Here is a 300-nt window from a genome sequence, read left to right on the forward strand (position 1 = left end):
GCTTGGGCGCAATCGGGCACCAGGCCCCTTCACGGCCCTCGCGCGGGATCTTCTTGCGCTTGGTGCGCCGCAGCCACGGCCGTTCTTCGCGGTAAATCCGCTCGACGACTTTTACGTTCACCCTGAACCCCTCACGGACCAGTTTTGCATGCAGCATGCGATAGCCATACCTCCCGTGCTTGCCTGACAAGGTGATCAGGCGCTCTCTGAGCCGTGCGTGGCGGTCGGGGATGTCCCGATGAATGTTGAAATCGGGTCGGGGCAGCGTTGCCGGGCTCATGGTTAGGCGGCCGCTGCGGT

Annotated in this window: 1 protein-coding gene; it reads right to left on the minus strand. The window is 63.7% G+C overall.

Annotation, left to right across the window (positions count from 1 at the left end; genetic code table 11):
- Positions 1 to 280, minus strand: a 280-nt coding sequence (locus KY389_RS15125) for an IS3 family transposase (protein ID WP_219831794.1), incomplete at its 3' end; no start/stop codon positions are given.
- Positions 281 to 300: the final 20 nt, after the last annotated feature.

Source organism: Paracoccus bogoriensis, from assembly GCF_019431455.1.
GTDB lineage: Bacteria > Pseudomonadota > Alphaproteobacteria > Rhodobacterales > Rhodobacteraceae > Paracoccus > Paracoccus bogoriensis.